Here is a 26202-nt window from a genome sequence, read left to right on the forward strand (position 1 = left end):
CCTCAAGCATATTCTCCCCGGGCTCTATGCGCGCCCTCCTCCCCTCCCTTGCTCTCCTGCTCTGTCTCGTGCCCACGCTCACTCCCGCCCAGCCCCCCGCTTTCCCTGCCGCTCCCGCCACCACGACGCTGCTGCGTCCCGCCCGGGTCTTCGATGGAGTCACCGCGCAGCCACACGAGGGCTGGGTGGTGCTCGTGCGCGGGGACCGCATCGCCGCCGTGGGGCCCGCCGCGAAGGTGACGCCGCCAGAGGGTGCGGAGGTCATCGAGCTGCCGGGCACCACGCTCCTGCCCGGGCTCATCGAGGGCCACTCGCACCTGCTCCTGCACCCGTATGACGAGGCGACGTGGAACGATCAGGTGCTCAAGGAGTCCCTCACGGTGCGGGTGGCCAGGGCGACCAACCACGCACGCGCCACGCTGATGGCCGGCTTCACCACGGTGAGGGATCTCGGCACGGAGGGGGCCGGCGACGCGGACGTGGGGCTCAAGCAGGCGATCGACCAGGGCATCATCCCCGGGCCGCGGATGAAGGTGGTGACGCGCGCCCTGGTGGCCACGGGCAGCTACGGCCCCAAGGGCTTCGCCGCCGAGTGGGACGTGCCCCAGGGCGCGGAGGAGGCGGATGGAGTGGACGGCCTCATCCGCGCTGTGCGAGGGCAGATCGGCAAGGGGGCGGACTGGATCAAGGTCTACGGCGACTACCGCTGGGGCCCCCACGGGGAGGCCCGGCCCACGTACTCGGAGGAGGAGCTGCGGCTGATCGTCGAGACGGCCCGCAGCAGCGGGCGCCCGGTGGTGGTGCACGCGTCCACGGCCGAGGGCATGCGGCGCGCGGTGATGGCGGGCGTGGAGACCATCGAGCACGGGGACGAGGCAACGCCGGAGGTGCTCAAGCTCATGGCGCAGAAGGGCGTGGCGCTCTGCCCCACCCTCGCCGCGAGGGACGCGCTCCTGCGCTACAGCGGCTGGAAGAAGGGCACCAGCCCCGAGCCCGAGTCCCTGCGCAAGAAGCGCGAGTCCTTCCACGCCGCGCTGGCCGCGGGGGTGACGATCTGCAACGGGAGCGACGTGGGCGTCTTCACGCACGGGGACAACGCGCGCGAGTTGGAGCTGATGGTGGAGTACGGCATGGCGCCCGCCCAGGCGCTCCGGGCGGCCACCTCCGTCAACGCGCGCATGCTGCACATGGAGGATCAGCTCGGCCAGGTGAAGGAGGGGCTACTGGCGGATCTCGTCGCGGTGCGGGGCGACCCGACGCACGACATCTCCGCGCTGCGGCAGGTGCGGCTGGTGATGAAGGGCGGCAAGGTGTACCGCCGGGAGCCCTGAGCGGGGCGGGCTGTGGTCGAGGTGCTCCGACGCGCTCTGCGCCGCGCTCCGATGTTGCGTCGTGAGCGAGATGAGGCCGTCCCCGGCTGGCACGAGCCCAACTCATAAGGTAGGGTACCGTGTTCGTAACTGGCTGGGAGGGGTTCATGATCAACAGCGGCCTGGCGCATGCGCAGCCGCATGCCGAGCTGGCGCCAGGCGTCATCATCGGCCCGTGGATGATCCGCGAGCGATGGGACAAGGGCAGCTTCGGTCTGGTGTTCAAGGTGACGCGCGCTGGCCACCCCGAGGCTGGCCTCTTCGCGCTGAAGATCGCTCTTCACGTCGACGACCCCCGCTTCCCCCGCGAGGTATGGCTGCTCCAGCGCACCACCCACCCCAGCATCCCTCGCTTCGAGGACAGGGGCTGGTGGAAGAGCAGCAGCGGGTGGGACTTTCCATACTTCGTGATGGAGTGGGTGGAGGGCCTGCCCCTGTACGAGTGGGCTCAGCAGCAGAAGCCCACGTCCGCCCAGGTGCTCCAGGTCCTCGCGCAGCTCGTCGGCGCCCTGGCTGCCGCGCACGCTGCGGGCGGAGTCCACCGGGACGTGAAGGGAGACAACGTGCTGGTGACGCCCAATCAGCGCGCCATCCTGCTCGACTGGGGGGCGGGAATGTACGAGGGGGCGAAGGGCATCACCGACACGGTGCTGCCTCCGGGCACCTCGTGCTACCGGGCCCCCGAGGCCGTGCGCTGGGCTTGGGCGCATCGGAAGAACGGTAAGTCCTACGAGGCAGGCCCGGCCGATGACGTGTACGCGCTGGGGGCCATGGCATATCGCCTGTGTACGGGAACCTACCCACCCGCGCCCGAGGAAGGTTCCCTGCCCCAGCGCCGGCTCTTCCCACCGCGTGAGCTTGCCACGGTGAGCATGGACCTGGAGAGGCTCATGCTGGCCTGCCTCAGCCAGGAACGGCGAGCGCGCCCGTCCGCCGCAAGTCTGGCCGTCGCCCTCGCTGCCGCTGCAGGTGAGCGAGATGCAGCGGCGCCTATAGCCCCGACACCCGCCGCAGCGGACACGGCCTCGACACCAGGCCCGCGGTTCCGCTGGCACTGGCCGGCGTGGGCCTCAACAGCGGTCGCGGCCCTGGGGGGCGGGCTAATAGCCAGCGCGCTGCTACTCATCGCCATCCATGGCGGCTCCGAGGGGCCCGTTCCGACTCCTGCTCCTGCGAGGGAGCCAGATGTGGCGCTTGAGCAACCTGCTCCCGAGGTTCCGGATGGGGGGGTTGCCGCCGAAGTGCTGGCTTCAGCTGCAAGGATCCCGCGCGACGTGTCCCCCTACACCACCATCAGCGCAACGATGCCCAAGCAGCCATTTCCCGGGCAGAAGAAGCCCCCTTGCGAACCACGCGCGGAGAGGGAAGTGCTTGGGGCCTGCTGGTCGATCTTGAAGATGACGCCCCCATGCGCCGCTGCAGGTTTCGATTACAACGGCGAATGCTTGCGGGCTGTCATGGTCGAGCCCCGCCAGCCCGCCTCGGAGGATCCCCGATGACCCCCAACCGCGCAGCTCGTTGGTGCTAGCGTCCAGCCCTCCCCTCGCGATGGAGACGCCCCGGTGGACCCCTTGGAGAAAGCACTCAAGAGTCTGGAGGCCCGAACCCTCGAGGAGCTGCTCACGCGGCTGGCCGAGATCCAGGCCCTGCGCGCCAAGGGCGAGCCGGTGCGGCTGCCGCAGGTGACGCTCCACATGCGCAGCGGGCGGGAGCTGCAGGGCTTCCTCCTGGAGCAGCGCGATGACCACCGCAGCGGCAAGCTCGTGGTGCTCCACGCGTTGAGCACCGACGCGCGGCGCACCGAGCCAGATGCCATCTTCGTCCGCTCCGAGAGCATCGAATCCCTCACCGTGCATGACCTGCCCTCGCTGGCGAACCCGTCTCGCGGAGGGCCTCCGGCGCCGACCCGGCTCGAGCTGAAGCGCAAGCTGGCCGAGCGTCAGGCCTCGCTGGCCTCCACGCTGGGCACTCCGCTGGAGCTGGAGGTGGACTGGGAGCGGATCTCCCAGGAGCCCGAGGGCCTCGCGGCGCTCGAGACGCTGAGCACCCGGGCCTTCAGTGTGCTGGAGGCGCTGGCGCGGGATGTGATGGGGCTGGAGGCGCTGCGCACGAACGTGCGCAAGCTGCGCCTGGAGGTGGGCTCGTCCGCGCAGGTGCGCCGGGAGGAGCAGACGCTGGTGCTGGCGACGACGGTGTCGGTGATGGGCTGGATGTCCAAGGAGGACCTGCAGACCGCCATCGAGAAGGTGCTCTGAGCGCTTCGACGGTCAGTGGTGGTGGGGGGACGTCTTGGCGAAGTTGCCCGGCCGGTTGCCCCGCGCCTCCGACGCGGGCCGCAGCTCCACCTCCATCTCGACGCTCTTGCCCCCCGGGACCTGGGCGACGAACTGGTTCACTCGCGTCTTGCTGTGGTCGATGCGAATGGCATGGCTGCCGGCGGCAATCGTCACCGCCAGCGGGGTGTTCCCACGCCACACGCCGTCGACTTCCACGGGTGCCGAGACAGCGTGCCCCTGAAACGTCGCGACGAGCTGGAGATTGACGACACCCTTGCCTGCCGACTTCCCGGTGTACGTGCGGACGAGCTTCTTGGGCGCGAGGCCCGGATCGCTCCTGCGCAGCTTGGGGAGCTGTTTCTGCGCCTGCTCATCCTTCTCCGCCGTTCGGATGGCCGCCTCGCGCGCCAGAAGATCCTCTGGAGGCGCCTTGGCCCGTTCGGCAGCAGGGCTTACCAGTGGCGCAGGCGGAGGGGCTCCGCTCGCCAGCTCGGGAAGGTGCACCGGCTCGGGAGGCTGAGGCCCCAGCGACCGATCCGGCCACAGTGCCGCGAGCAGCAGCACCAGTCCGGCGCCCCCCAGGCAGAGCCCCCACACCCACCTAGGAGTGCGCGCGCTCCCTCTGGGATTCACCTGGGCCTCCTCGTCCTGCGGGTTCACTGCCCAGGCTCCTCGGCAGCTGCGCCTGTACCGCCAGAGGGTGGCGTGGAGGAGCGAGGGCCCAGCACGTCCTGCAGCTTCACCACGACCACCACGACCTCTCCGTCCTCGGATGGCTGGGTGGTGACTCGGAGCACGTCCACCCCGCGCTTGAAGACGCCCGGATCCACCTCCCGATAGCCCGCGCTGCCCAGGGTCTGGGCATGGAACTTCAGGACCGCCTCGCGGCTCGCCTTGACCGAGTACTGGAGGACCGACGAGCCCTCGGTGTGCGTCTGCAGCACGGCGCGCGCGCCCGGCATCACCGGAGCGAAGGCGTCTTTTTGCCCGCGGTTCCGCTCCGCCAGGAAGGCCTCCGTGAGGATGACGGTGGTGGTGCCATCGGGGTTCGGCTGGAAGAACACCGTGTAGGCGATATAGGTGTCAGGATCGAGCCCGGTCACCTGGGCCTCGCTCGTCAGCGGCACCACGTGGCCCGGTGGAGGGAGGTACAGGCCCGCCTCCTGGAACTGACGGCGGAAGTGGCTCTCCAGCGCCTCCACCTTCTCCGCCGAGCGGACGGCGTGGATGGACACCGGCAGCCCCAGCGCCTCTGTCCGGCCAGGGACGTCCACGACCTCGAGCGGCTTCGGCACCGCCCACACCCGCGACGTGGGGCGAGCGGGAGGCTCGGCGGCGGCCACCCCGATGGCCGTGAAGAGGCCAAGCACGAGCAGCGCCCTCATCACCAGGCTTCCTTCTCGAAGAAGGACTGGTCGCAGGGAGCCCCCAGGAAGCACTCTCCCCGGCGCTGGTACGCATCCTTATAGGCGTCCGCGTACGGCGTCGTCGCCCACCCGAAGTCGAAGGCCTGGGTGGTGTTCTGCTCGCGCGTCTTGAAGGCAAACGGCTCTTTCCTGCCGTTGATCTCCGAGCCCGCCTCTCCCACGAAGACCATGCGGAAGGCGCGCTCGTCCACGGGCACGTTGGCCAGCTCGGGCACCGCGGGATCCTGCGTGAAGAGGCTTCGGATGAAGAAGGGGATGCTGAAGTCCTGCGTCTCGTAGGTGTTGTACTCGTCGTAGAGCCGCTTCACCGTCAGCCGGTAGGCTTGGTTCCCCTTGCCCTCGAACTGGCAGTCTTCCCGGCACTCCGCCAGTTCCTCTCCGTAGTCCTTGTCGCTGCCGGACAGCCCCCAGTCGTCCAGGGCAATGGACACCGAGCCCAGGCAGCGGCCGCCCCTGGCCCGGCCAAAGGCGCACACCTTGAGCCGTGGCTGCAGGACGTGGTTGACCTGGAAGAACCCCTTGCGGCTGTCCTCCAGGAAGCGCGTGGGCATGCCCCACACCTCGATCCTCGCGTCGGCCGAGCACTGCATGCCGTCCACATCCCTGCCGCCATCTTGAGCGGGCGCATAGGCCGCCCGGAGATGCTTGAACGGACCGCCCGTGGGGATCGGCGAGACCCGCGTGGGACTGCACTGCACGTTGAGCTGCGAGCCCCGCGTCATCACCTGGGTGAAGGTGCTGCGGCCCCCCTCCTCGAGCCCCTCGAAGTCCTTGAAGCGCGCCTCGGCCCGGGGACCGGGCAGGCGGCCGTCCCGGTCACGCACCTCATCCGCGGAGCGGAAGTGCGCGCCTGCATTCGAGGTGCTGGTGAACCGGTGCATCCTCAGCCCCGTGGTGTCCCACAGCGCCGCGGTGGCCGCCTGCTGGACGCGGAGCTTCATCATGCCGAGCTCGGCGAAGTGGATGCCAAACACCAGGATCGTGACGAACACGAGCGCACCGAGCGCCAGCTCGACGGTGGCCTGGCCTCGAGCGGAGGCGTGACTCATGGGATGGCCTCGAAGCCCTTGGCGCGCAGCAGGCGCAGCGCGTTGGCCTGATCGCGCTCGCGCAGCCCCTCGAGCGCGTTGATGATGTCATCCCCCCGGCGGCCATAGGGCTCGTCCACATCCGAGGCCACCAGGGTGGCGCGCCAGAAGGGGTTGAGGAAGTTGGGCGGCTCTTTCGAGTGGTCCTTGCCGCCCGCGGCCGCGCCGCGGTGGTAGTACGTGAGGCCGGAGGCGATGGCGATGCCCCGGTCCATTCCCCCTCGGTTCGAGCGGAGATCGATCTTCTCGCCAGGCTCCGAGCGCGAGAAGCGGAAGCGGAAGTGCAGCTCCCAGGGGTCGCCGGTGCGCGCGGAGTAGTCTCGGACAATGGGGACCAGGCTCTTCGGCTGCCCGTCCGCATTGGCCGCGGCGTTACCGCCCCGGAGCGCCGCCTCGCGGTAGTCCACGAAGACGGGCCAGATGCTGAGGCCCGTGGCATCCTGCGGCACCTCCCTGAAGGAGTGGCGCACCAGGGGAGGATCCGACACGCGCGAGTCGTTCCACTCGCGGTAGTCGCCGAAGTACCGATCCCCGCGGCGCCACATATGGTTGTCACGCGCGTCCCGAGGGCCTGTGGTGACGATGTAGCCGAAGGAGTCCTCGGTGGGCTCCTTGAGCTTGCAGCCCGGGGGCGGGTTGGTCCAGTCGAAGTGGAAGACGCCGACGTCCTGCGCCCACGCACCCAGGTAGGTGAGGTTGCGGCCGTCGTTCTCGAGATCCCTCCAGTGCTGCCACGCCGGGCGCTGGATGGCCTGCCCGTCATAGCCCTCGATCTCCGCGGGGCCGGTGCTGCGCATGGGGCCCTTCTCCCCGAAGTAGGAGGTGCCGAAGTCCGTCACGACGGCGACGAGCGGGCTGGGATCCATCACCCGGTTGAGGCGCTTGGCCACGTAGTCCGCCGCGCTCAGGTCATGCGTCAGCTTCGTCCCCTCGCGGGAGGAGATGAAGTGCTCCAGCCCGCGCGTGGCCATGGTGGCGCGCACCATGTGCTTGGGAGCGCGCTGCAGCGGCACCACCGCATCGTCTCGTTCCTGCTGGGTGACGGACTGGTCCGCGGCATACAGCTCCCGATCATTGTCCCCCCAGGGGCTGCCCTTGCGCGCGTCCGCGGCGATGTCGTCCGCGATCCCCCCCAGGCTCCTCGTCATCTGGCGGTAGATGTCCTTCTGGTCCTCGGCGAGGGTGAGGGCGGTCTTGTAGACGACGTTCCGGATGTAGTTCGCCGAGTCCCTGTCGTAGCCGTAGATGCCCTCATACCCGCCCCCAGGGGGCTCCCAGAGGTCAATGAGCCGCCGGTCCTCCGCCATGATGCGGTCATGCGCATCCTTCAAGGGGCCGGAGCACGCCGCCGGCCCGTTCGCCATCATGTCCGCCAGCAGATCGCGCCCCTGGTTCAGGGTGCCGTGGTAGTAGCCCGCCCAGCTCAACAGCGACTGGGCGGCGGCCACCGCCGACATCTGGGCGATGATCGTCCGGTTGAGCGAGGAGACGACGTTGAACGTCCGGGCGGTGACCACCGCCTGGCTGTAGGCGGCGGCGTCCGCGACGACCTGTTGCTCGGTCCGCTCGTGCAGGCGCACCCCCAGCCCGATGGTCATCAACACCAGCAGCGTCAACAACAGCAGCGTCAGGACGAAAAGGACCAGGGTCTGCCCACGCATGGCGCGCCTCACATACAGTCCTGCTGGTTGAAGAACTCCCGGCGCGCGGGCGTCATCATCCGCATGCCGTAGGTGGCTTGGATGGGGAAGACATACGTGCCCGCCGGTGCGTTGGTCCGCGCCTGGAAGGTGGCCGCCGCCCGGCCCTCCAGGCTCTCGGGAGACCGGCTCTGGGTCCACCGGGCGTTGCGCACGGGCATCAGCGGATTGAACCCCGTGTAGTCCTGCAGGCCCAGGGACGCGAGCGCCATGCGCGCAATGACCCAATTGGCGAAGGGGATGCGCATGGGGTACCAGAAGATGAGGCGCGCCTCGAGCCGCAGGCTGTCGCGATCCGGGTCGTCAAACGCGGAGGCCTCCGCGCCGGTGAAGTCGGAGGCCTGAGGGCTCTGGCGGAGGATCCACACGATGTCGCCGTTGTGGCCCGAGTCGAGGCTGGGGGCGTAGTGATTGTCGATGTGCGCCTCGAAGGCCCTGGCGAGGCGGGTCGCGCTGTCCGTGCGCGTGAAGGTGGGCAGCACGGTGGTCACCGCTGCCTGCAACATCCTGCGGCACGAGCCCTGGCTGAGGCTCCCGGCCCGCACCGCGCGGAAAGCGGCGTGCTCGGCCATCAGGCGAGCCTGCAGCATGAGGAAGAGCTGCAACGCACCCAGGACCAGGAACACGGCCAAGGGCAATGTGAGCGCTGACTCCACCGCGGCTTGGCCGCTCTCGGCTCTCAAGGGTCGAGACTGCATCCACCTACAGTCACGCATGCCTCTCTGGCCCGGCAATCGGTCAGGTGGCCGTTTGGACGCGGACGGATGCATGGCCCATGCTGCGGAACTCGCTCCGGCAATCCCTCTTCCCCCTGATGCGCCTGCTCCCTCGCCTCCGCCTCCTGCTCTTCGTGCTGACGGCGCTAGCCGTGTGCGGGCTCGTGTCCACACAGGCGCTCGCGGAGCCGCCACCCCCGGTTCACCCGCTCCACGTCCTGTTCATCGGCAACAGCTACACCTACGTCAACAACCTCCCCGCCTTGCTGGAGGGACTGGCCGCCTCCGCGAACCCGCCCGTGCCCATCCAGACTCGCGCCATCACCCGCCCGGGAGTCCGGCTGCAGCAGCACTGGGATCGCGGCGAGGCGCTCGCGGCGCTCCGGGAGGGCCACTGGGACTACGTGGTGCTCCAGGAGCAGAGCACGCTGGGCCTGCTGCTCATCGAAGGCCGCCACGAGGTGAATGATCCCGAGCTCGCCTTCCACCCCTACGCCCGGCGCTTCGCCGAGGAGGCACGGAAGGTAGGCGCCCAGCCGCTCTTCCTGCTCACCTGGGCCCGGCGCGACACGCCCGAGTCCCAGGCCCGGCTGACCCAGGCCTATATGTCCGTGGCTCGGGAGCTGGGAGCGCCCATCATCCCCGCGGGGCTCGCCTGGGCGCGCGTGCGGCAGGAGACCCCGGACGTGGTGCTCTACAACCAGGACGGCAGCCATCCCGCTCCCGCGGGCAGCTACCTCACGGCCTCCACCCTGTATGCGACCCTGACGGGGCACTCGCCGATGGGCCTGGCCTCCACCGTCACCGGCCACCCCATGTCCGAGGGCGTGCTCGACCCCACCCGGACGGTGAAGCTGGCCTCCCTCCCGGCAGAGCAGGCCGAGCGCCTCCAGCGCGTGGCCTGGACCACCTTCGAGGAGCTGCGCCAGAGCGGCGGCTATGTGGAGGTCCAGCCCCCCTCCCCCGAGCTGCCCACGCTCCCCGAGGGCCAGCCCCTGGCGCTCCCGGCGCTGCTCGGCACCTGGCAGGGCGAGATGCGCTTCTACGACCAGGAGTCGGGCCAGTCCCCGGCCACGCTCCACCTCACGTTGAAGCAGGAGGGGGAGCACGTGGCAGGCACCGTGCGCATCGTCTTCGCCAACGGCCAGAAGGAAGGCCCCTTCTCCCTCGAAGCGCTCGCGGTGGAGCCCTCGCGGCTGCGCTTCTCCACCCCGCTGCTGAGCCAGGGCCGCGGCAAGGTGGAGCACGAGGCGGTGCTCACCGCGGACGGGCTGGCGGGCCTGGCTCGCTACGAGAACCCGCGCAACCACGATCGCTACGTGGGGACGTGGAAGCTCCACCGCCCGGAGCCTCCTCCCCCTGGGCCCTGAGCCTCACCACCGCAGGCGCGAGCCCACCCCGAACGTCAGGAACTTCTCCGCAGCCTCGAACTCGTCCCTGTCGATGGGAAAGTGGTACCGCACCTCGAGGGCCAGCGGAGGCACGCTCTTGCCCAGATCCAGCTCCACCTCGCCTCCCGCCGAGACTCCGACATGGCTTGACCGGTTGTCGTGCAGGCCCAGCCCCAGCAGCACGGAAGTCCGAGTGGGGCCGATCTCCACCCCACCGCGCACCAGCCCCCCCAGCTGGAACAGGCTGTGCTCCTCCACGAACGGGTGCCCGAAGCCCGCGACCGTCTCGGTGCCGATGTGGCTGTACCAGGCCACCTCCGGGCCGACCGCCAGGTAGGGGCCGATCAGCGCGAGCAGGTGGAGCCGGCCTCCCCATCCCTCCGTGGGCTGGACGATGCCCATGTCTCTCCCATAGCCGAACTGGAGCCCCACTTCGCCCACCGGGCCCCGCCCCGAGAACCAATGCGCGGCCACTTCCTCCGAGGGCTCCGTCAGGTGGAGCGCCAACGGCCCCTGCTCCGCCTTGTCGTACACCGTGGACCAGTGCGGCACCGCCAGCCCCAGCAACGTGCCCACTCCGGCCCCCAACGCGCCGACGACCAGGCCTCCGACGAGTGCACAGCCTCCGGCGCCGGGGGCACTGTCCCCCTCCGAGGCCAGGACACAGAGGAACGCGAAAGACAGGCTCCCCAGCACCACGCCCGTGCCCCCGCCGATCATCGCCCCATACCCGGGCGAGCGCTTGCGTGTCTCCAGCCACTGCACGTCCGTCAGCAGGAAGTTCGCCACCTGATCGGGTGACGCCTGGAGCGAGAGCGCACCCGGCGTCAGGCTCACCAGCTCGCCGGACTGGCGCTCCCCGCGTGCTGTCTCCACACGCACCCGCTCTCCCTGCTCGAGCACGAGCGTGTAGCGGGGGCTGAAGTCCATGACGAGAGGAGGCGGCTCGGGCACGTCAGGGGCCTTGATCAGAGGAGGCGCCAGCTCGGGTGGAGGAGGCACCTGGACCTCCGAGCCGGACTCCTGCGCACGCGCTGTATGGAGCGAGACCAGAAGGAAGAGGATCAACCAGAGGCGCATGAGGCTCCCTCCCAGAGCGACAGCGTGCCGGCTCACGCCAGGCGAACGGGTTGGACCAGGGGAAACAGGCGCTCGGTGTCCGCGCGCCGGCAGAGCTCGGTGCCATGGGACAGCAGCGCCGCGGTGCCCGAGGCAATGCCCCACCGGAAGGCCTCCTCGGGAGCCAGCCCCCGCGCGAGCCCGAGCGTCATGCCCCCCACGAAGCTGTCCCCCGCTCCCACCGAGCTGTGCGTCTCCACGGGAGGAGGCTGCGCCCGGAACTGGCCCTGGCGCGTGGTCAGCAGCGCGCCGTCGGCCCCCAGGGAGACGACGAGCACCTCGGCGTGCTCCCGCTCCAGGAAGGCCCGCGCCAGCCCAGGCAGGGCGGCGAGCTCATCCACCTGAGCGCCCATCATGTCGCGGAACTCCTTGCGGTTGGGCTTGACCATGAAGATGCCCTCCTCCTTGGCGGCCAGCAGCGGCTCGCCGGCGGTGTCGAGCACCAGCCGCGCGTTCTGCTTGCGCGCCACCCGCGCCACCCGCGCATAGAAGTCCACGGGCACGCCCGGAGCCAGGCTGCCGCTGGCGACGATGTACTCGGCATCCGCGGCCACGCTGGACAGCGAGTCCAGCAGGGCCTGCCACTCCTTCTCGGCGAGCGTGGGCCCCGGCATGACGAAGCGGAACTCGCGCTTGCTCTTGCGCTCGGTGACGGTGAAGTTCTCCCGGGTGTGGCCCGAGATGGAGATGGACCAGCGCCGCAGCCCCTTCTGCTCCAGGAGCTGCTCCAGGAGATCCCCCGTGGGACCGCCCCTCGGGTAGAGCGCGAGCGACTCCCCGCCCAGCTCGTGGATGACGCGAGCGACGTTGAGCCCTCCGCCTCCCGGATCGCGGCGCTCCGAATCGCACCGAAGCTTGTGCTCGGGAGTCACCACGTCCACGGTGGTGGACAGATCGATGGTCGGGTTGAGGGTCAGCGTCACGATGGGCTTCATGACTCAGGGTGTAGCCGGATGCGGCCCGGCGTTCCACCCTCACGTCCAAACGCGTCATGTCCAACGGATGATGGAGCTCGTCACTGGGGCGCGTTGACGCGATCGGGTCAGGGCGATAGAGCGGGGAGCCTCGTGCCCCCCCCTCCTCCTCCACCTTCCAGCGCTCCCATCGAGCTGACTCCTCTCGTCTGGGTCGTGGACGACAGCTCTACCGAGGTGGAGGCCATCCGCCGCTCGCTGGCCAGCGACTGCCGGGTGGAGGTGTACTCGAACGGAGAGGCGATGCTCGAGGCGCTCCACCAGCACACGCCTCCCGACGTCCTGGTCCTGGACTGGCAGATGCCGGGCCTGTCCGGCATCGAGGCGTGCCGCTACCTGCGCGGGAACCCCTCCACCGAGACGATCCCCGTCCTCATCCTCACCGGCAACGCCGGCCCCGACAACGTGGAGGAGGCCCTGCTCGCGGGCGCCAATGACTACGTCCTCAAGCCGTTCCACCCGGCGGAGCTGCTGGCGCGGGTGCACGCCCTCTCCCGCTGGGAGCTGCAGCGCAGGCGCACGCTCGCGGATGAGCGCGCCCGGCGGCTGCTCGCGGAGGGCTCGCTCACGGAGGTGCAGGCGGCCGAGGCGCGCGCCCGCAGGAGCGAGCAGCGCTATGAGCTCGCCGCACGGGCCACGCGGGATGTCATCTGGGAGTGGGACCCGCTGACGGGAGAGGTGGAGCGCAGCATCGGGCTCGCCAGCTACCTGGGCTATCCCGAGCAGGGCGCGTCGAGAACCGATCCGTGGCAGGTGCACCTCCACCCCGAGGACCGGGAGCGGGTGCTGAGCAGCTTCCGTGGGGCCATCGACGGCACGGCCCAGGAGTGGCAAGAGGAGTACCGGCTGCGGCGCGCGGATGGGACGTGGGCGCACGTGGTGGATCGCTGCCACATCGTCCGGGATGAGCAGGGCCGGGCCATCCAGGTGGTGGGGGCGCTGCAGGATGTCTCCGAGCGCAAGCGGCTGGAGGCCGAGGCCCTCCAGCGCGCCGAGTTCGAGCGGCAGCTCATCGGCATCGTCAGCCATGATCTGCGCAACCCGTTGAATGCCATCACCCTGGCGGCGACGGCGATCATCCGGAGCGAGGAGCTCGAGGAGCGGCAGCGGCGCAATGCTGTCCGAGTCCTCACGGCGGCCGATCGCGCCACGCGGATGATCCGGGATCTGCTCGACTTCACCCAGGCTCGGCAGGGCGGCGGTATTCCGTTGAGCCGCCAGCCCATGGATCTCCACGAGCTGGTGCAGACGGTGGTGGACGAGCTGCAGGTCACCCACTCGGATCGCACCCTCCTGGTGGAGCGGACCGGGGATGCGAAAGGCGAGTGGGATCCGGATCGCCTGGCCCAGGTGATCAGCAACCTGCTGGGCAACGCGCTCCAGTACAGCCCTCCGAACACGCCGGTGAAGATCACCACTCGGGGCGAGGTGGACACGGTGGTGCTGGAGGTCCACAACCAAGGCGAGCCCATCCCGGCCGAGGTGCTCTCGCGCATCTTCGAGCCGATGGAGCGAGGCACCCACCTGCAGGCGGTCCGGGCGGGGCGGAGCATCGGCCTGGGGCTCTTCATCGTCCGGCACATCGTGCTGGCGCATGGAGGGCGGGTGAGCGCCCGGTCGCTCGTCGACGAGGGCACCACCTTCACCGTGCTGCTGCCCCGGAAGCCTTGAGCAGAGGCCCTCGCCCGGGATGGAGGGTGCGAGACCGGGTGGGTGGGCTACGATCGCCCCGTCATGCACACGCCCCCTCGTCACTCCTGGACCGCTCCGGCCCGCCTCGCCGCTCTCCTCCTCCCGCTGGCCCTGCTGTCACTCGCCTGCCAGGATCCCCCGCCCCCGCCTCCTCCGGTGGAAGAGGACCCGAACGCTGTACAGGGGCAGCGCATCATCCACCGCCGGCTGGAGAGCGGAGACGCCATCACCTCGGACAACACGGGGGTGCGCTCCACCCTGTCGGTGCTCGTGCCCACGGGAGCTGCCTTCGAGGCGCGTCCCTTCGTCGCCACGGGCGATGACACCTTCAAGTTCGAGGACGTCCCGCAGGGGCCGTACTACCTGAAGCGAGGCGCGGACTCGTACCTCATCACCGAGCAACGCCAGCTCAAGCTGGACGAGTACCTGCTGGGCCGCGAGGGCGTCATCACCGTCCCCGCGGCCCTCCCCGTCACCTTGAGTGTGGACGGGCTGGCCCCGATGGACGCCTACCAGGAGTTCGACGTGATCGCTCCCAATGCGGGCGCGGCGGGGGTGATCCACCTGGATCCGGCGCCGCAACCAGGAGCGACTTCGCTCAGTGGGCAGCCGGCGGAGTACCGCTCGGCCTTCGGGCGCCAGGAGATCATTGATGGCAGCAAGGGGGACCAGCTCTATCTGATCCAGAAGCTCCGGCGCTCGGCGGGGGACTTCAACTACTTCGCCGCCGCCCGGGCGATGACACTCACGGGGGTGACGCTCCGCTCGGACGGGCAGGCCACGCCGGTGGGAGGCACGTTCAGCGACATTGCGCCGCGGCCGTTGAGCGTCAACTGGCGGCGCTCGAGCTTCGAGGCCTGGCGGGCGGCGGTGCACCCGCTGGCGGTGTCCCTGCCGGAGACCTCGGTGCGCCACAGCCTCATCGTGGCTCCGGCGGTGGGTGGGCTCTCGGAGGGCATCGTGGGCTACGCGGGGGAGTTGCTCTCCGGCAACATCCCGGCGGGCAACCAGGACGTGAGCCTGACGCTGGAGTACGGCAACCCCTACCCCTCCACGTGGGGCGTGGTGGCGAACGTCGTCCACCGCTACCAGATCCCGGTCCGGCTCTCGGCGCAAGGGCCCGCGGGCTCGGTGGGCGTCTCGCTGAAGGAGCAGCTGGAGGTGGGGGCCTTCGCCTCACAGGCGATCGAGCCGCGCCTCTCTCCGCCCACGCAACTCCAGGTGGATGGGGCCAACGCTCAGGAGGATCGCACGCTCGGCTCGCTCACGCCGGTGTTCACCTGGGAGCCGCCCGCGCTGGGCACGGCGGACGTGTACGAGCTGCGCATCTTCCGGCTCTACACCACGGCGGACGCACCGGACGTGCTGCGCACGGAGACACTGGCCACCTTCCTCACGGCCCAGCGGCAGGTGCGGGTGCCGCCCGGAGTGCTCCAGGCGAAGCAGGCCTACGTGGTGCGCCTGGGCGCCATGCGGACACCGGGAGTGGACCTCACCCAGGCGCCCTACCGGCAGGACTCGGTGGTGGACACCTCGCTGGCCGAGTCCCTCTCCAGCGTCCTGTCCACGCCGTGACCCTCGGATGACAACGCCCCCGGTCGACAACCCCGGGGGCGACGCTTGCCACGGTGTTCCGCCGTGCGGCGGGAGCTACACGATCGGCACGAAGATCTTCAGACCGGAGCGGCTCGCCGCGCCCGCGAGCGTGTTGCGCTCGATGAAGTCGCTCGTGGACGAGTGGCCGTCGCCAGTGGTGATGGCGGTGTGGCCGTAGATGCTGCCCAGGCGCGTCGAGGTCTTCTCCCAGGTGAGGACCAGGCCCGGGATCTTCAGGGCCTCGGAGAGCGGGATGTTGACCTGCTTGAACTTGTTGCGCGGCAGGTTGTTGTCGATCTGGTTGCCGTTGCCATGGACCGAGAGGCCCAGGGCGCTCTGGATGGCCCGGCTCACGCCGGTGGCGCACAGGCCCTGGCTGTTGTAGCCGCCCATGCCCATCGCGGCCGTGTGGCCCGCGGCCGCCAGCTTGCGCATCGCGGGAGTCACCTTGATGCCCCCGGCGCCCGTGGTCGTCCCAACCGAATCGGTGCCCGTCGAACCGCCGGTGCGGCCCGCGCTCGTGCCGCCGCTGCTGTGGGTACCGCCGCCCTTGGCGGGCTCGAAGCTGGAGCTGCCGCTGTGGCCGGGGATGCTCAGGGACTTGCCGGCGTAGATGAGGTTCGGGTTGGCGATGTGGTTGGTGCGCGCCAGCGCCGAGACGCTCGTGTGGAAACGGGAAGCAATGGCCGAGAGGGTGTCGCCAGAGCGGATGCGGTAGGTGGACATGTAAGTCAATCTCCTTGCACCATTCTCGGAGCATCCGCCGCGAAGTTGCGCCGGATTTCTCAGGATCTTTTAATCCGCCCGGCCTCGCCTCCACCCTTTGAGAATCCCCAGCGAATATGGGCACTTGGATGGAGGCGAGGCCTCCCCTCCGCTGCCACTCCGGAGCCTCATTGGCGCACCAGGGGTTCCTCTACTTGCTGTCGAGCGAGAAGACACCATCCCAGTCCTCGGCGGGAGGCGCCGCGAGCAGGGCGTCGCACCGCGCGGCGAACCGCTGCGAGGGCCCGTCCTCCGGGGAGGCGAGAAAGGCGGCGCGGGCCTCGATGAAGCGGCGAGCCCGGTAGAGCGCGAGGCCCTCGGCGAAGCGCGCCAGGTGCGGGGGAGCCGGAGTGCCCGCCACGCCGACGAGCTCGAAGACCCGGACCGGCTGCTGCTTGCCCTTGACGCGCAGCCAGTCGAGCTCCCGCGCCAGCACCCTGCCGTGGGCGGCGGCGAGGGTGTCCTCTGCCACCAGGGTGCGGGTGCCGTAGGCCTTCGCGGCCCCCTCCAGGCGTGAGGCGAGGTTCACCGCATCCCCAATGACGGTGTAGTCCTGAGCTGCCCGGGAGCCGATGTTGCCCGCCACGCACTGGCCGGTGTTGATGCCAATCCGGCAGTCGAGCCGAGGCAGCCCCCGCGCCTCGAAACCGGGAGCCAGCCGATCCACCAACGCCACGAGATCCAACGCCGTGAGGCACGCGCGCACCGCGTGGTCCTCCTGGGGCAGCGGCGCGTTCCAGAAGCACATGATGGCGTCGCCAATGAACTTGTCGAGCGTCGCGCCGTGCCGGGTCAGCACCTCGGTCGCCTGCTCGAAGTAGGCGTTGAGGAGGGCGACGAGCTCCTCCGGGCTCAGCTGCTCACCCATGGAGGTAAAGCCCACCAGATCGCTGAAGAGCACCGTGAGCATCTTCCGATCGCCGCCCGGCGCGGCCTTCTCGGGGTACTTGATGAGCTCGTCCACCACCTGGGGCGAGAGGTAGCGCTTGAACAGGCCCTTGATCTGATCCCTCTGCCGCAGGCCGCTGACCATCTCGTTGAAGGACTGCGCCACCCGGCCCACCTCGTCCGAGCTGTGCACGGGGACCTCGACGGTGAGATCCCCCAGGCGCACGCGGCCCGCGGCCGCCTCGAGCTGCACGAGCGGAGAGGCCATGCTCCGGGCCATGAAGACCGCCGCCGCCAGGGCGAAGAGCGCCACTCCCACCGCGGTGGGCACCAGCCAGCGCTGGAAGCGCTCGAGGATGGGGTTGATCTCCGCGTCGAAGTCGCGAAGGACGAACACCTGCCCGATGCGGGTGCCATCCACTCCGCGCAGCTCCCCCCCGCGCGCCAGGTAGTGCGTGTCCCCGATGTAGAGATCGCGCGCCTGCTCGGCCTGGAAGCCGCGCGCATCGAAGCCGGTGACCGTAGGCAACTGGGTGGCCAGGGCCCCGTCTTCCGCGCGCACCACGAAGCGGGCGCGGGTGTCCACCACCGGGTGCCCAGGGGCCCGCGGCGCCGCCAGATCCTCCAGCAGCACGTCCCCTACCCACTGGCCGGAGAGCACCACCCCCACCTTCTCCCGCCGCGAGCCGAAGGCGGGCTGCGCGTGGACGAGCAGCAGATCCCCGTCGCGGATCTGCGCCGGGGGGACGAAGGTGAAAGGCAAGGCGCGCAGCTGGGCGGGAGACCAGAGCGCGGAGGTGGGGCCTTGCCGCAGCGCCGTGTCGAGCACGGCCAGGGCGACCGGCGCCTCACCCAGCTGCTCCGGCGCCGCGCGGGTGTAGACCAGGCGCCCGTTGGCGTTGAAGAAGGCCCAGAGCAGCGGGCCGCCACGGCTCCAGCCGAAGGCCTCGGTGTCCGCGGAGGCGATGACCTCGCGGGCGCTGAGGATGCCGCTGGTCTCCGAGCTCGCCTCGCCCAGGCCGGCCTCGGCATCCGAGGAGTTCACCGACAGGGACATCTCCTTGAAGGAGCGATCCAGCGTGCGCGCCTCGGCCACGTCGCGGATGCGCTCCTGGCTCGACTTGGCCAGCTGCTGGAAGGACTCCAGCGTCCGCTCGAGATCGCTGGCGATCTTCTGCTTCGCCGCCGCCTTCACCGCGAAGGTGGTGAGCAGCAGCGCAATGATGAGCGACGCGCCAGCGAGCGCCATGAAGGCGAGGATGAGCTTCCGGGCGAGCGTCACCGGCGGCAAGGATAGCCGCCCGAGCAGCGTCCGGCGAGCTTAGTTGCCCTTGCTGCCCTGGCTGGGGTACTCGGGCCTGGGGCCGTACGGCTTGCCGTGCTTGTCGAGGTGGGCGTCGGCGTCGCGCGTCTCCACGAGCTGCAGCGTGACGGTGCTGGCGCGGCCCTCCTCCACGGTGACCTCGGCACGAGCGATGTCGCTCTTCTCGTCGCGCCGGTGCACCGCGAAGAGAGGGTAGCGCCCGGGGGGCACGCCCCGCAGGAGGAAGCGCCCGTCCTTGTCTGTCACCGCGAAGGCGCGGTTGGGCACCACCACCAGCGTCGCCACCATCCCCTCGTGGATGTCGCAGTAGACGTCGATGATGCCCGTCTTGGAGAAGGTCTCGACGTACTTCTCGCCCGGCCGGTTCTTGCCCGCGTCGAACTTGTGGGCCACCGAGCGCGAGAAGACGTTGTGGAGCACCACGTCCTGGTTGGCGAACTCCACCTTCTGCCCGGCGACGATGGGCAGCACCGCGGGGACGAAGCTCTTGTCGCGCTGGCTCATATGCGCCACCTCGGCCGGGGGCGCTTCCGTGTAGCCGGTGAGATAGACCACGACGCCGGAGCGGTCCGCCTTCGGCTGCGGCTTGCCGTCCGGGCCCATGACGGACATCTGTACTTCCCCCTGCACGCTGCCCGGCTCCGCCCTGGCGAGCGGCGCGGCGAGCAGGAGCGCCACGAGAATTGGAGTTAGAGAGCGACTGCCCATATGAGCCTCGGCATGAAGCGGGGGGTCTCGGGGGCCAGCCCCGTCAGGCCCACCAAGGTGCCCACGGTCACCCATGTCCGGCCGAATGTCCACGCCACGCTCGGGCCGACGAAGAGGTGCGGCTTCTGATCCTGCTCCCGCACGCCGAACTCACCGAACGACTCCAGCGACAGCTGCAGCTCGTCCGGGATGAGGGAGTAGGCGAGCCCGGCGGAGTACGTCCCGAGCACGCGGACAGGCCCTTCACTGCCGCGCAGCGCGGGGATGCCCACCTGCGCGCCCAGGTCGAGCGCCGCGTGCAGCCCGCCCGTCAGCTGATACGAGCCGATGAGGTTGAGGTCCACCCGAGACGGATTCGCCGTGTGGATGGCCTGGTGCCAGGCCACGCGCACCAGCGGCTGGAAGGCACTCTCATCACCCCGGGCAAAGAGCCGGTAGCGCAGATCCGCCTCGAAGGACTCGAGCTCGGTTGTGCTCTGCGTGGAGCGCACCTGGAAGGGGAGCGCGAGCTCGAGGTGCTGGCTCAGCCCGAAGACGGGCGCCCACCACACCCAGTACGTCGCGGGCCGCTGAGGAAAGGCGGGAGCGCGGCTCCTGGCCCACAGCCACTGCTCGAGCTCGACGTCGCCTTTGGGAACGATCTCGGTGTCATACGTCCAGATGAAGGGGCGGCGTCCCGCCTGCGCGGGCCCGGCCCATGCCAGTCCCACGATGCAGGCCACCACTGCCGCCCAACGGGCTGCTTGCATTCGAGCTCCCTGCCCCCACCCATGAGGGCACCTGCGCACGTTCGTATCACACCCACCTTCGGCCCGGCTCGGGTGGCATGGTGAACGGTCGCAGAACCTCTCGATTGAATCTCGAGGCGGCGCGTTGTTTGGGAGCTCCTGGAAGCAGCCGAAAGGAGCAACCACATGTCTGCGGCAGGCAAATCACGGCGGTCCTTGCTGGTGGCAACCACGAGCCTGGGGGCTGGATGGATCCTCACAGGTTGCGCTACCTCGTCCTCGGAGCGCGGCAAGGAGTCAGAAGAGAAAGGCCGAAAGGAAGGCAAGGAGGAGGAGGAGATCACTCCGGCCGAGGATCTGATGCGCGAGCACGGAATCCTGCGCCGGGTGCTGCTCGTCTACGAGGAAGCCATCCGCCGGCTCACGGCTCACCAGGAGCTGCCGCCTCAGGTCCTCGCCAGCGGAGCGCAGATCGTCCGCCGCTTCGTCGAGGACTACCACGAGCGCATGGAAGAGGATTACCTGTTCCCCCGCTTCCAGAAGGCCGGCACGCTGGTGGAGCTGGTGACCGTGCTGCGCGAGCAGCATGAAGCCGGCAGGAAGCTCACCGCCGAGGTACTGCGCCTGGCCACGCCCGAGGGCCTGCGCCAACCTGACTCCGTGGCGCAGCTCACGAATTCCCTCCAGCGCTTCATCCGCATGTACCAGCCCCACGCTGCGCGCGAGGACACGGTCCTCTTCCCGGCCCTGCGCAAGGTCGTCTCCCCCAACGAGTACGACTCGCTGGGAGAAGACTTCGAGCGCAAGGAGCACGAGCTGTTTGGAGAGGACGGCTTCGAGAAGTTCGTGGACGAAGTGGCGGGCCTGGAGAAAGCCTTGAATCTCTACGAGCTGTCCTCCTTCACTCCTCGATCATGAAAATGAAACGGGCCCCGTCCCTCGGCGTCACGCTCGAGGGAGGGGCCCGCCGTTCATGCTCGGGACACGCGGCGTCCCGCGCCAGGGCTTACTTGCCCGCGCGGTACGAGGTCCACATGCTGCTCATGCGGCTGTTCTGGCCCGCGGTGAACGTGTTCATGCAGGAGTCGTACGAGTAGTCCATGAAGTTGGTGATGGGGTCCACGCCGGTGCTGGTGCAGGTGTCGCGGCCGGAGGGGCAACCGGAGGCCGGCGAGGCCTCGTACGCCGTGTCGCTCACGCTGTCACCCGGGCTGGTGCAGCCGCCCTGGAACGTGTGGTACAGGCCCAGCCAGTGGCCGATCTCGTGGGTCGCCGTGTCGCCCTGGTTGTAGTTGGTGGCCGAGCCGCCCGGGAACGAGCTCTGGAGGATCACCACGCCGTCCATCTTCGGGCTGCTGGCGTAGCTCCAGGGGAAGGTCGCCCAGCCCAGCAGGCCGCCGCCCATGTTGTTGGTGTAGAGGTTGAGCGCGGTCGCGGTGCCCTTGCGCAGCGTGTTCTTCATCGCCGACTCGGCGCTGGTGCCGTCGGTCGCGGTGTACCAGGTGGAGTTGTTCGTGTAGTCCGTGCCCGCCAGCGCGAAGCTGAAGCCCGCCACCGCGTACGCGTTGTTGAGCACGGTGATCTGGTTGTTGATCTGCGTGGTCGTCACCCCGCCGCCACCGGCCGAGTCGCGGATCACGTGGACGTACACGGGGATGGAGACGGCCATGGCGTGGACTTCGCCCGACATCTCGTGGCGCGCGCGGACCGCCTCGAAGCGGGCCTCGATCTGCGCCACCTCATCCGCGGTGAACTCCTGGCTGCCGCAGATGCGGGGGTCCGTCACAGCCTGGGCGTCCGTGTTGCCGGAAACCTGCTGCTCCGCCTCATCCACGGGACCACAGCCCGCCATCGCAGCAACCGCGCTGAGCGCCACCACCGTCTTTCCAAAGCTACGCATGTGCCTCCACCTTTCCCGATCGGGGGGATCTCGATCGAAGGGGACCCGGCTTTTAAATTAGACAGGATTAATGATCAAATCCTTTGTTATGGCTTAAGCCCGAATTCCTTGACTCGTCGCGGCAGCGCCCAGCGCGAGTCCATGCGCGGAGGAGTCTCGCGTAGCATGCCGGGCGCGGTGCGCTTGAATGTTTGTGTTCATACAAGGAGAAGCAGTGAAGGCACGATTCACACTGATGGCGTTGGCCGTGCTGTGCCTGCTGCCCCTGAGAGCCCACGCCGAGCCCCGGCGGCTGGTGATGATCTTCACCGGAGACAACCGGGGGGAGATCGCCCCCTGTGGCTGCAAGGTGGAGCCGCAGGGCGGGCTGGCCCGAAGGAAGACGGCCCTCGAGGCGGAGCGGGCCCGGGGCCTGCCGGTGGTGTTGATGGACGCGGGCAACGCGCTGTTCCACGAGCCCACGCGCACGCAAGAACCCCTGGCGCTCCAGCGGGCGGAGCTGGTGCTGGATCAGATGGAGGCGCTAGGCACGGTGGCCATGGTGGTGGGCGAGCGAGACTTGTCCCAGGGCCTGGCCTACCTCCAGCAGGCCACGCGGGCGCACAGCAAGAAGATGAAGCTGCTGTCCGCCAACCTGGTGGACAAGGCCGGGAAGGCGCCCTTCGCGCCCTCCCTGGTGGTGGCAGCCGGGGGATTGAAGGTGGGCGTGGTGGGAGTGTCCCCCGAGGGCACGCTGGCGGGAGAGCCGGGGCTGAAGGGCCGGCCGCCCAAGGAAGCCGCGCTGGCCGAGGCGCGCAAGCTGCGCCAGTCCGGCAAGGTGGACGTGGTGGTGGTGCTGGCGGCGGTGCCGTACCAAGAGGCCGTGAAGCTGGCCATCCTGGCCAATGACGCCGTGGACTTCGTGGTGCAGTCCAACGACGCCCGGGGCATTGGCATCGGCGAGCTGGTGGGCAGCAACGCCGCCGTCTTCCCCTCGGGAGAGCTCGGCAAGCAGATCACCCGGCTGGAGCTGAGCGTGGACGGGCCGGGGCCCTCGGTGGACCTGAGCGCGGGCTCACGGGCCCGCCAGGAGCTGCAGGTGGTGGAGGGCAACCTCCTGAAGGCGAACGAGCGGCTGGCCAGCACCCAGGACGAGCCCACCCGCACCGAGCTCACCCGCACCATCGTCGAGCTGGAGGGCCGCCTGCGGCAGCTCGAGTCGCAGTTGGAGGTGAAGGCCCCCAAGGGTGGGCGCGCGCACCAGCTCTCCTACGTCACCCTGGGGCTGGCGGTGGCGGATGATCCGGTGGTGAAGCAACGGGTGGAAGAGCTCCAGCCCCGCGCGGAGTGAGCCCCCGCCTCAGGGGCGCACCTGGCCGTGCGCCTCCGGGAAGCTCGGGGTGAAGCTCAGCGCCCCACCCCGAGTCCCACCGGCTACACCTTCTTGAACACCACGTAGCCCGCGGACGGGATGTTCACCGGCGTGGCGCTGCCGCCGTTCAGCGTGGCGCCGAAGTTGCCGAAGTTGCCGCCGCCGTACGCCCCGGCGTCGCTGTTCAGCACCTCCTTCCAGTTCCCAGGAGGCAGCGGCATCTTGTAGCCCTCCAGGTTCTGGTGATTCAGGCTGCCCACCACCAGGTACTCGTCGTTGCCCGACTTGCGGGTGAACGCCATCACCGCGTCATCATTGTGCGTGTACACCCGGTTCACCTCGGCCGTGGCGCTGAAGGCCGGGCTCGAGTTCCGCAGCGCAATGGCGTCCTTGTAGAACTGGAACTGCTGGCGCTGGGTGATGTTGAGCATCGCCTCCGTCCGGTCCTCCGGCTGCATCGCCGCCAGCGTGCTGAACACCTGCTTGTCCTGGACCGACAGGCTCTTGAACGCCCCGTCCTGCTCGCGCGCCTGCGGAGACATGCCGAAGAGCCGCTCGTACGTGGCCTTCTGCGTGTCGGTGAACGTCACCTTCGTCCAGTCCCAGTTCTTGCCCAGCGACTGCCAACGCCAGTCGTTGTCCCACGTGGAGGGGTTGCCCCAGCGGAAGTCGTTCTGCGCGCCGAACTCGTCGCCCTGGAAGAAGATGGGGATGCCCGGAGACGCGAAGCCGATGCCCGCCGCGAACCGCGCCGCGTCCCGCGACCACTGCGTCGGGAAGTCCGTGGGCTGGTTGCCCTCGGCCGTGTTCATCGTCCGCTGCCCGTTACCCACCTCGTCGTGGTTGGAGATGATCGTCAGCGCGTTCTTCCACCCGTCGATGCCGCGCGGGTTGGTGAGCATGTTCATGAACGCGTCCACGTCCGTCTTCTGCCCACGCGCCGCCGCCTGCACCAGGCCCGGGTTGCCGTTGTCGTTGATCAGCCGGTGCTGGTATTCGGTGTACCACTCGGCGTCGAAGCCGCCGCCGGTGCCGTCCGCGTTCGCCGGCCGCGCCAGCGCCGGGTCGTAGTCGAACTGCTCGGCCACCGTCCAAGCCTTCGGGTTGACGAAGTGCACCTGGCGGTTGATCTCCCGGAGCATGTCCCAACCGGCCTTGCCGCCCACGCCCTTGATGGGCTCGGTGAAGTCGAAGCGCAGGCCGTCGAACTTCAGCTCGGAGATCTGCTGCACCGCGTGGTCCACGAACAGCTGCTTCACCTTGGGGTTGTCGTACGCCGGCACCGAGCCCCACGGCGTGTCCCGCTGCTCGAACTTGCCCGGCTCGTTGGACCAGTTGAAGTAGGGGTTGCTCGGGCCGCCCATGTTCCACAGGCCGTTGTGGTCCCCGTTCACGTGGTTGTAGACCACGTCCGAGATGACGTTGAGCCCCTTGCCGTGCGCCTCGTCGATGAAGCGCTTGAGGGCCTCGTCCCCGCTCACCCACTTGCCGTTCTCGTCCTCGAAGCCCAGCGAGCTCTCCGCCGCCAGGCTGTTGACGCCCAGGTAGCCCCAGTTGCGGCTGCCCTCCACCTCGTTGGTGGGCAACAGCTCCAGCGTGTTGACGCCCAGCTCCTTGAAGTAATCCAGCTTCTTGATCAGGTCCTCGATGGTGGAGCGGTTCTCGTTGCCCGCCTGCCCCAGGAAGCTGCCCACGTGCAGCTGGTACACCGTCCACTTGCTGTGGTCCGTCTCGCGCGGGACGTTGTCGTTCTTGAACTGGAAGCTCGCCGGATCCGTGATGATGGAGCCGCGGAAGGACACGCCGCTCTCCTTGGTGATCAGATCGCTCCACGGATCATTGTAGTTGGAGCCCTGGCGCTCCGCGGCGTTCAACCCCCCGTCCCGGTTCGTGTCGCCGCGCAGCTGCAGCTTGCCGCTGGCGTCCTTGTCGAAGACCTGGAACTCGTAGTGCAGGCCCGTGAGCTTGTCCGGGTTGTTCACCAGCGACGTCCAGGCCCCGCCCTCGTTCGTCATCTTGATGCGGCCGTCGTCCTGGATGTTCTGCGACCACAAGTCGTTGAACTTGCCGCCGTGCAGCTTGTCGATCAGCGAGGAGTCCATCGTGCCGATGCGCTGGAGCAGGTCCGCCTTGCTCAGCTGCTTGCCGTTGTCGTCCTTGAACACCAGGTAGGCGCTGTCGGCGTTCTCCGCCTCGTCCACGTTGAAGCGCATCAGCTCCTGCACGCCGGGGAAGTAGCGGTTCTCCTCGCGGGCCTTCACCGGATCCAGGTAGAGCCGATCAACGCCGCGCTGCTCGCCCATCATCCGCCGGGCGTACGGGTCCGGCCGGTCACTGGTGACGCCCGTGGAGTCCGTCACCTCGTAGGAGTAGGCCTTGCCCTCCAGGTTCTTCCAGCCGCCCTTCACGGTGGTGTTCCAATCACCGTCCGCGTCCTTCTCCAGGGGGATGCGCTGCACGTTGCCCTGCTGATCCGTCACCTTCACGTTGACGGAGCGCGCGTCCGGCGCCCAGAGCTTGAAGGAGATGTCATCCCCGCGCTTCTGCGCGCCCATGTCGTGGTAGGTGGTCGGCGCGTACGAGGCGTTGGGCTTGCTCAGGTCCAGCTTGAGGTTGCCCTCGCCCATCACCGCCCACTGATCATTGCCGGCGGGGCCGTCCACGGTGACGCCCCACTCCCAGTTGCGAGGCATGCCGTCATCCTGCAGCTCGACGGTGGCCTCCCACTTGCCGTTGCCCACCGACTTCATGGGGATGGAGCCCATGTCCCAGCCGGTGCTGAACTTGCCCGAGGTGTCCCAGCTCCCCTTGAGCTTCACATCCGTGAGCTCGCTGTGCGGACCGGCGTCATAGGTGAACGTCACCGTGCGCTTGGCCGGCGCGGCCACCGTGCCCGTGGAGGTGGCCACCGCCGCGGCGGCCCGGGTACCCGCCACGTTCTGGCGAGCGGACGCACCCTTCACCTCGAAGGCATCCTTGTTCCGAGCGCTCACCTGCGTGGAGCCGGAGGCTGGCTTCTTCGCCGAGGCCGCGGGCGCGCTCCCCTTGCGCGGCTCGGCCGCACTGGACGCGGCGCTGCCCTTCGTCGCCGGCGTCGGCACCGGATTCAGGGTCTGGCGGTTGATCTTGCTGTCGCTCACGTTAGCCTCACGAAGATGTGGGATGATGTACGGTGCTCGTATCTTCGCA

General features: G+C 69.1%; 21 protein-coding genes. 8 read left to right on the forward strand and 13 right to left on the reverse strand.

Translation table 11 applies throughout. The features are described from left to right. Positions 1 to 68 precede the first annotated feature (68 nt). From ACJ8AT_RS06645 to ACJ8AT_RS06655, 3 genes are all read left to right on the forward strand, one after another. A complete protein-coding gene (locus ACJ8AT_RS06645) occupies positions 69 to 1331 on the forward strand; it encodes an amidohydrolase family protein (protein ID WP_407736771.1) in 1263 nt (420 codons plus the stop codon). Between the two features lie 146 nt (positions 1332 to 1477). After that, positions 1478 to 2869 carry a serine/threonine protein kinase gene (locus tag ACJ8AT_RS06650; protein WP_407736772.1) on the forward strand — a complete coding sequence of 464 codons (1392 nt, stop codon included), beginning with the start codon at positions 1478 to 1480 and terminating at the stop codon, positions 2867 to 2869. Between the two features lie 63 nt (positions 2870 to 2932). After that, on the forward strand, positions 2933 to 3625 hold the full coding sequence (locus ACJ8AT_RS06655) for a hypothetical protein (protein ID WP_407736773.1): 693 nt from the start codon (positions 2933 to 2935) through the stop codon (positions 3623 to 3625). A 12-nt stretch (positions 3626 to 3637) separates the two neighbouring features. On the opposite strand, the gene ACJ8AT_RS06660 is transcribed toward ACJ8AT_RS06655, so the two are convergent. Genes ACJ8AT_RS06660 through ACJ8AT_RS06680 form a run of 5 tightly spaced genes read right to left on the reverse strand, consistent with a single transcriptional unit; the run spans position 3638 to position 8577 of the window. Next, on the reverse strand, positions 3638 to 4306 hold the full coding sequence (locus ACJ8AT_RS06660) for a hypothetical protein (protein WP_407736774.1): 669 nt from the start codon (positions 4304 to 4306) through the stop codon (positions 3638 to 3640). Then, the gene (locus ACJ8AT_RS06665) at positions 4303 to 5031 is read right to left on the reverse strand and encodes a hypothetical protein (protein WP_407736775.1); all 729 of its coding nucleotides are present in this window, start codon (positions 5029 to 5031) and stop codon (positions 4303 to 4305) included. The genes ACJ8AT_RS06660 and ACJ8AT_RS06665 overlap by 4 nt, the downstream gene beginning before the upstream one ends. After that, positions 5031 to 6122: a TadE family protein gene (locus tag ACJ8AT_RS06670; protein ID WP_407736776.1), complete on the reverse strand. Its 1092-nt coding sequence runs from the start codon at positions 6120 to 6122 to the stop codon at positions 5031 to 5033. Before ACJ8AT_RS06670 ends, ACJ8AT_RS06665 begins: the two co-directional genes overlap by 1 nt. Beyond that, positions 6119 to 7822 (reverse strand): hypothetical protein, encoded by a 1704-nt coding sequence (locus ACJ8AT_RS06675; RefSeq protein WP_407736777.1) that lies wholly within the window; start codon positions 7820 to 7822, stop codon positions 6119 to 6121. The genes ACJ8AT_RS06670 and ACJ8AT_RS06675 overlap by 4 nt, the downstream gene beginning before the upstream one ends. A gap of 8 nt (positions 7823 to 7830) precedes the next feature. Then, a complete protein-coding gene (locus ACJ8AT_RS06680) occupies positions 7831 to 8577 on the reverse strand; it encodes a TadE/TadG family type IV pilus assembly protein (protein ID WP_407736778.1) in 747 nt (248 codons plus the stop codon). A 98-nt stretch (positions 8578 to 8675) separates the two neighbouring features. Between ACJ8AT_RS06680 and ACJ8AT_RS06685 the strand changes: the two genes are divergently transcribed. Continuing rightward, a complete protein-coding gene (locus tag ACJ8AT_RS06685) occupies positions 8676 to 9947 on the forward strand; it encodes an SGNH/GDSL hydrolase family protein (protein ID WP_407736779.1) in 1272 nt (423 codons plus the stop codon). A gap of 3 nt (positions 9948 to 9950) precedes the next feature. On the opposite strand, the gene ACJ8AT_RS06690 is transcribed toward ACJ8AT_RS06685, so the two are convergent. After that, positions 9951 to 11048: a hypothetical protein gene (locus ACJ8AT_RS06690; RefSeq protein ID WP_407736780.1), complete on the reverse strand. Its 1098-nt coding sequence runs from the start codon at positions 11046 to 11048 to the stop codon at positions 9951 to 9953. Between the two features lie 32 nt (positions 11049 to 11080). Then, positions 11081 to 12022, reverse strand: a complete 942-nt coding sequence (locus tag ACJ8AT_RS06695) for a 1-phosphofructokinase family hexose kinase (protein WP_407736781.1) — start codon at positions 12020 to 12022, stop codon at positions 11081 to 11083. 195 nt (positions 12023 to 12217) lie between these two features. Here ACJ8AT_RS06695 and ACJ8AT_RS06700 point away from each other — a divergent pair, with 195 nt between their 5' ends. After that, positions 12218 to 13732, forward strand: a complete 1515-nt coding sequence (locus ACJ8AT_RS06700; RefSeq protein ID WP_407736782.1) for an ATP-binding protein — start codon at positions 12218 to 12220, stop codon at positions 13730 to 13732. A gap of 63 nt (positions 13733 to 13795) precedes the next feature. After that, entirely contained in the window at positions 13796 to 15328 is a 1533-nt protein-coding gene (locus ACJ8AT_RS06705) for a hypothetical protein (protein ID WP_407736783.1), read from the forward strand. A gap of 75 nt (positions 15329 to 15403) precedes the next feature. On the opposite strand, the gene ACJ8AT_RS06710 is transcribed toward ACJ8AT_RS06705, so the two are convergent. The 4 genes from ACJ8AT_RS06710 to ACJ8AT_RS06725 form a co-directional block, all read right to left on the reverse strand. Beyond that, positions 15404 to 16075, reverse strand: a complete 672-nt coding sequence (locus ACJ8AT_RS06710; protein ID WP_407736784.1) for a LysM peptidoglycan-binding domain-containing protein — start codon at positions 16073 to 16075, stop codon at positions 15404 to 15406. 190 nt (positions 16076 to 16265) lie between these two features. Then, on the reverse strand, positions 16266 to 18284 hold the full coding sequence (locus ACJ8AT_RS06715; RefSeq protein WP_407736785.1) for an adenylate/guanylate cyclase domain-containing protein: 2019 nt from the start codon (positions 18282 to 18284) through the stop codon (positions 16266 to 16268). A gap of 39 nt (positions 18285 to 18323) precedes the next feature. Further along, positions 18324 to 19004 (reverse strand): plastocyanin/azurin family copper-binding protein, encoded by a 681-nt coding sequence (locus tag ACJ8AT_RS06720; RefSeq protein WP_407736786.1) that lies wholly within the window; start codon positions 19002 to 19004, stop codon positions 18324 to 18326. A gap of 11 nt (positions 19005 to 19015) precedes the next feature. Further along, a complete protein-coding gene (locus ACJ8AT_RS06725; RefSeq protein ID WP_407736787.1) occupies positions 19016 to 19783 on the reverse strand; it encodes a hypothetical protein in 768 nt (255 codons plus the stop codon). A gap of 165 nt (positions 19784 to 19948) precedes the next feature. Here ACJ8AT_RS06725 and ACJ8AT_RS06730 point away from each other — a divergent pair, with 165 nt between their 5' ends. Beyond that, positions 19949 to 20680, forward strand: a complete 732-nt coding sequence (locus ACJ8AT_RS06730) for a hemerythrin domain-containing protein (RefSeq protein ID WP_407736788.1) — start codon at positions 19949 to 19951, stop codon at positions 20678 to 20680. A gap of 88 nt (positions 20681 to 20768) precedes the next feature. Here ACJ8AT_RS06730 and ACJ8AT_RS06735 read toward each other — a convergent pair whose 3' ends face one another. Then, positions 20769 to 21662 carry a zinc metalloprotease gene (locus ACJ8AT_RS06735; RefSeq protein ID WP_407736789.1) on the reverse strand — a complete coding sequence of 298 codons (894 nt, stop codon included), beginning with the start codon at positions 21660 to 21662 and terminating at the stop codon, positions 20769 to 20771. Between the two features lie 214 nt (positions 21663 to 21876). Here ACJ8AT_RS06735 and ACJ8AT_RS06740 point away from each other — a divergent pair, with 214 nt between their 5' ends. Further along, entirely contained in the window at positions 21877 to 22992 is a 1116-nt protein-coding gene (locus tag ACJ8AT_RS06740) for a 5'-nucleotidase (RefSeq protein WP_407736790.1), read from the forward strand. Between the two features lie 83 nt (positions 22993 to 23075). On the opposite strand, the gene ACJ8AT_RS06745 is transcribed toward ACJ8AT_RS06740, so the two are convergent. Then, positions 23076 to 26153, reverse strand: coding sequence for an alpha-amylase family glycosyl hydrolase (locus ACJ8AT_RS06745; protein ID WP_407736791.1), 3078 nt, complete (start codon positions 26151 to 26153; stop codon positions 23076 to 23078). Positions 26154 to 26202 lie beyond the last annotated feature (49 nt).

The organism is Hyalangium sp., assembly GCF_045802625.1.
In the GTDB taxonomy this organism is placed as follows: domain Bacteria; phylum Myxococcota; class Myxococcia; order Myxococcales; family Myxococcaceae; genus Hyalangium.

Bases quoted from the DNA above. Each gene is read 5' to 3' on its own strand.
- ACJ8AT_RS06665 (WP_407736775.1), bottom strand. From the start codon at position 5,031: ATGAGGGCGCTGCTCGTGCTTGGCCTCTTCACGGCCATCGGGGTGGCC.
- ACJ8AT_RS06680 (WP_407736778.1), bottom strand. From the start codon at position 8,577: ATGCGTGACTGTAGGTGGATGCAGTCTCGACCCTTGAGAGCCGAGAGC.
- ACJ8AT_RS06675 (WP_407736777.1), bottom strand. From the start codon at position 7,822: ATGCGTGGGCAGACCCTGGTCCTTTTCGTCCTGACGCTGCTGTTGTTG.
- ACJ8AT_RS06685 (WP_407736779.1), top strand. From the start codon at position 8,676: ATGCGCCTGCTCCCTCGCCTCCGCCTCCTGCTCTTCGTGCTGACGGCG.
- ACJ8AT_RS06730 (WP_407736788.1), top strand. From the start codon at position 19,949: ATGTCTGCGGCAGGCAAATCACGGCGGTCCTTGCTGGTGGCAACCACG.
- ACJ8AT_RS06650 (WP_407736772.1), top strand. From the start codon at position 1,478: ATGATCAACAGCGGCCTGGCGCATGCGCAGCCGCATGCCGAGCTGGCG.
- ACJ8AT_RS06735 (WP_407736789.1), bottom strand. From the start codon at position 21,662: ATGCGTAGCTTTGGAAAGACGGTGGTGGCGCTCAGCGCGGTTGCTGCG.
- ACJ8AT_RS06705 (WP_407736783.1), top strand. From the start codon at position 13,796: ATGCACACGCCCCCTCGTCACTCCTGGACCGCTCCGGCCCGCCTCGCC.
- ACJ8AT_RS06695 (WP_407736781.1), bottom strand. From the start codon at position 12,022: ATGAAGCCCATCGTGACGCTGACCCTCAACCCGACCATCGATCTGTCC.
- ACJ8AT_RS06690 (WP_407736780.1), bottom strand. From the start codon at position 11,048: ATGCGCCTCTGGTTGATCCTCTTCCTTCTGGTCTCGCTCCATACAGCG.
- ACJ8AT_RS06670 (WP_407736776.1), bottom strand. From the start codon at position 6,122: ATGAGTCACGCCTCCGCTCGAGGCCAGGCCACCGTCGAGCTGGCGCTC.
- ACJ8AT_RS06710 (WP_407736784.1), bottom strand. From the start codon at position 16,075: ATGTCCACCTACCGCATCCGCTCTGGCGACACCCTCTCGGCCATTGCT.
- ACJ8AT_RS06725 (WP_407736787.1), bottom strand. From the start codon at position 19,783: ATGCAAGCAGCCCGTTGGGCGGCAGTGGTGGCCTGCATCGTGGGACTG.